This is a genomic window from Bacillota bacterium (assembly GCA_023511835.1).
Lineage (GTDB): Bacteria > Bacillota > Sulfobacillia > JAIMAT01 > JAIMAT01 > JAIMAT01.
In genome coordinates, this window is record JAIMAT010000021.1 from 21823 (window position 1) to 28648 (window position 6826).

A 6826-nucleotide genomic window follows, 5' to 3' on the forward strand; every position below is an offset into this window, starting at 1 on the left:
GTCACGCGCGCCTGTCGAGCCGCCTCCCGGCGGTCTCGCGGCAGGCCGGGCAGAGCCCTCCCCCGTCCTCGTCCTCGCCCTCGCCCTCGCTCCGGAAGGGCGTGCCGCAGAGCGCGCAGCGGGCGAGCTCCCCCTCGGCCAGCGGGGCCGGCCCGGGCTCCAGCGGCAGGAGGCCCGGCTCCAGCCGGAGGAAGCCCGACGGGCAGGCGGCGGTGCAGAGGCCGCAGCCCGAGCAGCGCCAGGCCTCGAAGAGGAGGCGGAAGCGCCCGCCCCCCTCCGGCTGCTCCAGGCGGAGCGCCTCCTCCGGGCAGAGCTCCGCGCAGAGGCCGCAGCCCTGGCAGGTGGCACCGTCTGGTGCGGAAGAGCCCAGCCGCCAGAGGGGGAGCCCCTCCGCCCTCTCCCGCGAGGCGCCAACCCCCTCCGGCCCGCCGGCCGCCAGCGGCCACCAGGGTGCCAGGCGGCGCCGGCGCGAGCCGGTGGCGCGGGGAAGGTGGCCGTCCGACCAGAGCGCCGGCGGCGCCTCGCCGGACGGGACGGGCAGGGCGGCCAGCGCGCCCGCGCCCGCCTCGCGCCCCGCCAGGCGGAAGAGGTCGCGGCGGGAGAGGCGCGGCCCGCCACCCGGTGCCGGGCGGGAGACCGGCGGGCCCTCCTCCGCGGCCGCGCCGGGCGCCCCGGGCCGCTCCTCGCACAGCCCGACCAGCGGTGTGAGGTCGCTCCAGGCAGCCAGACGCCTGGCCTGTCCGAGTCGCTCCGCGAAGGCCTGGCGCCCGCGGGCCAGCGGGCAGGCGGCGCAGTCGCCGTGGATCAGGAGGAGCGGGCGGGCGGCGCTCTCCAGGAGGGCGGGCAGGTCGAGCGCGCCCAGGCAGGGGATGGCTTCCTCGCCCGGCCGGGCGGGGCCGGCGCCGGTGCAGCGCAGGCGCCGGCCCTCCGGGCCGCGGGTGGGCGCGGGCGGCGCGCCCTCCCAGCGGAGCGCCTCGGTGGGGCAGGCGGCGAGGCAGAGGCCGCAGCGGAGGCAGCGCTCGCCGTCGACGCGCACCGCCGCGGCGCCTCCCGCCTCCCCGAAGAGGATCGCCCCGCAGGGGCAGGCCTCGGCGCAGGCGCGGCAGTCGCCCAGGCGGTGGCGGGCGCGGACGCAGCGCGCCGGCAGCCAGCGCACCGGCGCCGCCTGCCAGCGCTCCAGGAACCGCTCCAGCACTCGCCAGCCCGCCTCCGCCACGCCGCCCGGCCCCCTCCCTCAGAGGAGCCGCATCGGCACGCCCGCGCCCACCACCAGAAGGCGCAGGCAGAGCCCGCCCACCAGCACCAGGCCCGCCTCCAGCCCCAGCCAGGCCGGCCGCGTCAACACCCGCGCCCAGAGGCGCGGCGCCGCCAGCAGCTCGAAGAGGGCGGGCAGCGCCAGGCCGGCGCCCACCAGCCCCAGCCAGAAGGCGGGGGCCAGCGGCCCCGCCACCACCAGGCGGTAGGAGAGGCGCGCCGCCTCCGGCCCGTGCGCCGCGAAGTAGAGATAGAGCGCCAGCACCGCCGCCTCCGCCACCAGCAGCGCCCGGTGCAGGTCGCGGAAGCCCTCCAGCTCCACCCGGCCGCGCTCCACGAGGAGCGCCGTCAGCGAGGCGGCCGACATCCCCGCCGAGGCGGCCGAGAGGACGAAGAGGACGGGCAGCAGCGCGTTGTTCCAGAAGGGGATGGCCTGGACGACGCCCAGGAGGACGCCCGTGTAGAGCGCCACGCCCAGCGCGAAGAGCGCCGTCAGCCCGGCCCACCAGCGCGGCGGCCGCAGCCCGGCCAGCGGCCCGTACCCGTCCACGACGGAGAGCACCAGGAAGATGCTGAGGATCCAGGTGCCCAGCGTCATCACCGAGGCCGGGTGGCTGTAGAGCCCCAGGATGCGCAGCGGGTGCATCCGCCCCGCGCCCAGGTCGAAGACCAGGAGCAGCGTCCCCGCCGCCACCAGCGGCGCGGCCAGCCGCCGCCCGGCCGTCACCAGGCTCTCCGGCCCCTGCCGCCGCTCCGCCCACCAGGCGAAGAGGCAGGCGCCCGCGCCCACGCCCGCCAGGAAGAGATAGACGATCACCGGCCAACCCCACGTGCTCTGCGCGAGACCCTGCGCGTCCGGCATCCCGGCTCACCCCCGTGCGGCGCTGGCTCTAGAAGACGTAGAAGACGCTGGGCTGCGTCCCCAGCTCCGGGTGGAGCGGCACCGCCTTCCGCTCCGCGATGGCCCGGCTCACCTCGCTGGTCGGGTCGCCCAGGTTGCCGAAGAGGCGGGCCTGGCCGATGCAGGTCTCCACGCAGGCCGGCTGGAGCCCCTGCTCCACGCGGCTCGTGCAGAAGACGCACTTGGCCACCGTCCCCTGCGCCTCGTCGAACTGGCGGGCGCCGTAGGGGCAGGCGGTCATGCAGTAGCGGCAGCCCACGCAGCGCTCGTAGTCCATCTGCACCGTCCCGGTGGCCGGGTCGCGGTAGGTGGCGCCCGTGGGGCAGACCTGCACGCAGGGCGGTTCCTGGCAGTGCATGCACTGGACGGGCAGCGTGATGCGCTGCACGGCGGGGAAGCGCCCCGTCTCGAAGCTGCGCAGGTGGACGCCCGACTCGCCCGCCGGCAGCCCGTAGAGGGCCTCGCAGGCCACCGTGCAGGCCGAGCACTGCGCGCAGAGCGTCAGGTCGATCAGCATGCCGTAGCGGGCCACGGCTCACACCACCTTCCGCACGGTGACCAGCGTCTCCGCCGCCGCGCAGGCGCCCGAGTAGGGGGCGGAGCGGACGGGCGTCAGCACCGCGTCCGAGGCGCCCTTCCCGTAGGCCAGGCGCTGGGCGGGGGAGATGCAGCCGAAGCCGTGCGCCATCCAGACCGCCTCGGGGACGATGCCCTCCGTCAGGTGGGCCTTCAGGCGCTGGCTCGCCACCTCCGAGCGGACCTCCACCAGGTCGCCCTCCGCGATGCCCAGGGCGCGCGCCCGGCTGGGATGGATCCAGAGCTGGTTCTCCGGCATCAGCGCGTGCAGGTAGGCCAGGTTCTCCGTCGAGGTGTGGGTGTGCATGGGCACGTGGCCGGTGATCAGCCGGAAGTTCCCACCGTCCGGCTCCACCAGCGGCGGCTCCCAGACGGGCACCGCCGGGCCGCCGGCCTGGACCATGGCGGAGGAAGCCAGCTCGATCTTCCCCGACGGCGTCTTCAGCGCCGCCGGCTGCGCGGCGGCCGGGGCGCGCACCGGGAGCGGCACCTCGCGCTCGGCCAGGTCGGCCGGCCTGAGGCCCAGCGGCGCCAGCAGCGCCGCGTTGTACTCCTCCAGCGTGTAGCCGAAGGCGGCGCCCAGGCCGGTCGCCTGCGCCAGCCGGCGGAGGATCTCGTCCTCGCCCAGCGTGTCGTAGATCGGCGGGATGGCCGGCTGCGGCAGGACCAGGTTGCCGCCCGAGACCTGCACCGGGCCCAGCCGCTCCAGGTAGGTGGACTCGGGCAGGACGTAGTCGGCGGCGGTCCAGGCGGTGTCGCTCATCTGGTGGTCGATGACCACCACCAGGTCCAGCTTCCGGAGGGCCCGGACCAGGCGGTCGCCGTCGGGGTAGGCTCGCACCGGGTTGGTGTGGTAGACCACCACCGCCCGGACGGGGTAGGGCTTCCCGCTCTCGATCACCTCGGGCAGCGCCTGGGCGCGCCCCATCCCCTTGGCCAGCGGCCACTCCGGCCCGCCGGCGCCGTCGAAGCGCGGCAGCTTGGGCGCCTCGGGGATCGGCTGGAGGAGCGCCAGGCTCTTCTCGTCGGGGAGGGGCGAGGCTCCGGGCAGCTTCAGCCCGCCCTTCTGCCCCAGGTTGCCCAGCAGCGCGTTGAGGCAGGCGGTGGCGCGGGTGAGCGCCACCCCGTTCCAGTACATGCCCCCCTGCGGCCCGTGCCAGCCGGGGTCGACGAAGGCGGCCGGGGCGGCCGCCGCCAGCCCGCGGGCGATGCGGGTGATGGTGGCGGCGTCGACGCCCGACTTCTCGGCCGCCCAGTCGGGCGTGTAGGGGGCCACCGCCCGCGCCAGCTCCTCGAAGCCCACCGTCTGGGCGACCGCCTCGGGGCGGACGAGGCGCTCGGCGATCAGAACGTGGATCATGGCCAGGACGACCGCCAGGTCGGTCCCCGGCCGGACCGGCACCCACTCGTCGGCCAGCGAGGCGAAGCCGCTCAGCCGCGGGTCGAAGGCGACCAGGTGGGCGCCGTGGCGGCGGGCCGTCATCAGTCCTTGCACCTGGGGGTTGGAGATGCCGTCGTTGATGCCCCGGCCGAAGGAGACGTAGTAGCGCGTGTTGGCGTAGTCGCCCGAGGGGACGGCGCCCAGCGTGGCCAGCCAGCCGACGTTCCGGCTGGAGTAGCAGGTGGGCGCGTGCGGCGTCCAGTTGGGCGAGCCGTAGGCGTTCAGGAAGCGCTGCTCCCAGCTGGCCAGCACCTCGGGGTGCGTCAGCCAGACCAGAGCCTGCGGTCCTTCCTTCGACCGCAGCTCGGCCAGCTTGGCACCGATCTCCCGGAACGCCTGCTCCCAGGAGACGGGCCGGAAGGCGCCGGAGGCGTCACGCCGGAGCGGCTGGCGCAGCCGGTCGGGATCGTAGACCACCTGCAGGCCCGCCTGGCCCCGGGCGCAGAGCCGGCCGCGGCTGACCGGATCCTCCGGGTTGCCGGTGATGCGCGTGATCTTCCCGTCACGGACGTGGACGAGGATGCCGCAGTGCGTCGAGCACATCTGGCAGATGGAGGGGACGAGCTTCTCCGGTGCGGAGGGCGGCGCCGAGGCCGCCCAGGCGCGCCCGCCGGGCCGCGCCCGCCGGGCGAGGCTGCCGGCCAGGGCCAGCCCGGCGACGGCCGCGCCGCTCCCCGCCAGGAAGCGCCGCCTGCTGATCCGCCTTTCCCCGACTCCAGCGTTGCCCATGCCTCCGACCCTCCTTGCTCGCGGGACGAGCTCGAGCGACGGAAACCTTGCGCCGACTTGCCTCAGCACCACTCTCCGCCCGCCATCGCCGGGGCGGAATCCGGCCGTGGCACCATCTCCGGGCCTCGCCTGGGGGCGCTCGTTCCGTCGGGGAAGCGATGGGGGGGTTCCCGGCGGCCGAGCGCCGCCGGGCGGCAGAGGTCGGGCGTGCGACGGAGGCTTAGCGGGGCGGCTCCCCGGCGGCCGGCGGACCGGCGGCAACCACCCTCCGGACGGCGGCCAGCGGCAGGTCGCGGCTGCGCGCCCAGGCCTCCCACTCGGCCGCGTCGCGCTGGCGGAAGGCGGCCTCGAGCTCCGCGGCGTCGCCCCGGTCGAGCCCCAGCTCCCGCCGGAGCCGCTCGGCGAAGCGTGGCTCCAGCGCCGCCAGCGCCACCCAGCCGGAGCGGGCGGGGTAGAGGCGGTAGAAGGGGTAGCCGCCGCCCAGCACGCCGCCCGGCGCCGTCAGGCCGTGGCGGAGCGGCTCCGCCAGGGCGGCCGCCGCCTCGGCCAGCGCCACCTCGGCGTGGCGCGGGTCCTCTCCCGGCGGGGCGAGGAGGAGGGCGAGGGCGGCGGAGACCAGGCGCTCGGCCCCCAGCAGGTCGGCGGCCAGGGTGCGGGGGAGCTCCGGGGGCGCGAGGAGGCCCGCCTCGGCCAGGTAGGTGAGGTCGTGTCCGGGCGCTTCCTCGTCGGGGGCGGGGTGGCCGACGAGGGCCAGGTGCCGGAGGCGCGGGAAGCGCTCCTCCAGCCGCTCCCGCCCGAGGCCCAGGCGGGCCAGCGCCGAGGGGCGCTGGGCGGTGAGGAGGAGGTCGGCGCCGTCCAGCCGCTCCTCGAGGAGCGCGCGGCCGGCCGACTCCTTCAGGTCCAGCTCCAGCACCTCCTGGCCCGCCACCAGGCTCCGGTACCAGGCCGGGGCGAAACGGGCCAGGGGGTCGCCCCCGGGCGGCTCCACCTTGACCACCCGGGCGCCCAGGGCGGCGAGGCGGGCGGCGGCCACCGGCCCGGGGACGTTGACCGCCAGGCTGACCACGCGGCGACCCTCCAGCGGCCGCCAGTCAGGACGCGGGCCGCCCTTCCCCCTCTCTCCCTCCACCGGCGCCACCTCCCCTCTCCCCCCCGCCGACCGCGCTGCGCGGCCGCCACTCTCTCCCCGGGTTCGCGGCCGCGGCCGGGCGCTCCTACCGCCCCGGCCGGCCTCCGGCCCGCCCCCGCCGGGAGTCGGAGCCCGGCGGTCGCGGCCGCGGCAGGTGAAGCAGCCGGGGCCAAGAAGCAGGAGAGAAAAGGGATCCCACAGGACGGGAACCGTCGGCGAAGAGCCCGCGAAAGGGGTGTAGCGCCATGAGCGACGCCTCCCGCATCATCCGTCTGCGCAACGGCTACCACGTCTGGACACGGCGGATCGAGGCCCGTCCCCAGCCGCCGGAGCGGCCGACGCCGCCCGGCACCTCGCCGGCCTGGTGTCCCCGCGTCCTCCTCCTCCACGGCGGCCCCGGCTTCAGCCACGAATACCTGGAGAACTTCGAGCAGCACCTGCCGCCCGCCGGCGTCGAGCTCTACTTCTACGACCAGCTGGGCTCCTATTTCTCCGACCAGCCCGACGACCCGTCGCTCTGGACCGTGGACCGCTTCGCCCAGGAAGTGGAGGCGGTGCGCGAGGCGCTGGGGCTGGAGGACTTCTTCCTGGTGGGACAGTCCTGGGGCGGCATGCTGGCCATGGAGTACGTTCTCCGCTACCAGTCCGACGGCCAGGAAGGTCCCGTCCGCGGGCTCGTCATCTCGAACATGACGGCCTCCATCGCCTCGTACATGAAGAGCGTCCAGCGGCTCCGCCAGCAGCTCCCCGCCGAAACGCTGGCCATCCTGGAACGCTACGAGCAGGCGGGCGCCTT

Annotated in this window: 6 protein-coding genes; 1 reads left to right on the top strand and 5 read right to left on the bottom strand. The window is 76.4% G+C overall.

What is annotated here, in order from left to right:
- Position 1: 1 nt before the first annotated feature.
- The 5 genes from K6U79_05255 to K6U79_05275 form a co-directional block, all read right to left on the bottom strand.
- On the bottom strand, positions 2–1216 hold the full coding sequence (locus K6U79_05255; GenBank protein MCL6521767.1) for a 4Fe-4S dicluster domain-containing protein: 1215 nt from the start codon (positions 1214–1216) through the stop codon (positions 2–4).
- An 18-nt stretch (positions 1217–1234) separates the two neighbouring features.
- Positions 1235–2116 (bottom strand): polysulfide reductase NrfD, encoded by an 882-nt coding sequence (nrfD, locus tag K6U79_05260; GenBank protein ID MCL6521768.1) that lies wholly within the window; start codon positions 2114–2116, stop codon positions 1235–1237.
- Positions 2117–2144: 28 nt separating this feature from the next.
- Positions 2145–2687, bottom strand: a complete 543-nt coding sequence (locus tag K6U79_05265) for a 4Fe-4S dicluster domain-containing protein (GenBank protein MCL6521769.1) — start codon at positions 2685–2687, stop codon at positions 2145–2147.
- A 3-nt stretch (positions 2688–2690) separates the two neighbouring features.
- The gene (locus K6U79_05270) at positions 2691–4901 is read right to left on the bottom strand and encodes a molybdopterin-dependent oxidoreductase (protein MCL6521770.1); all 2211 of its coding nucleotides are present in this window, start codon (positions 4899–4901) and stop codon (positions 2691–2693) included.
- A 220-nt stretch (positions 4902–5121) separates the two neighbouring features.
- Positions 5122–6030 carry a CoA transferase gene (locus tag K6U79_05275; protein ID MCL6521771.1) on the bottom strand — a complete coding sequence of 303 codons (909 nt, stop codon included), beginning with the start codon at positions 6028–6030 and terminating at the stop codon, positions 5122–5124.
- Between the two features lie 245 nt (positions 6031–6275).
- Here K6U79_05275 and K6U79_05280 point away from each other — a divergent pair.
- On the top strand, positions 6276–6826 hold a 551-nt coding region (locus tag K6U79_05280), incomplete at its 3' end, for a proline iminopeptidase-family hydrolase (protein ID MCL6521772.1).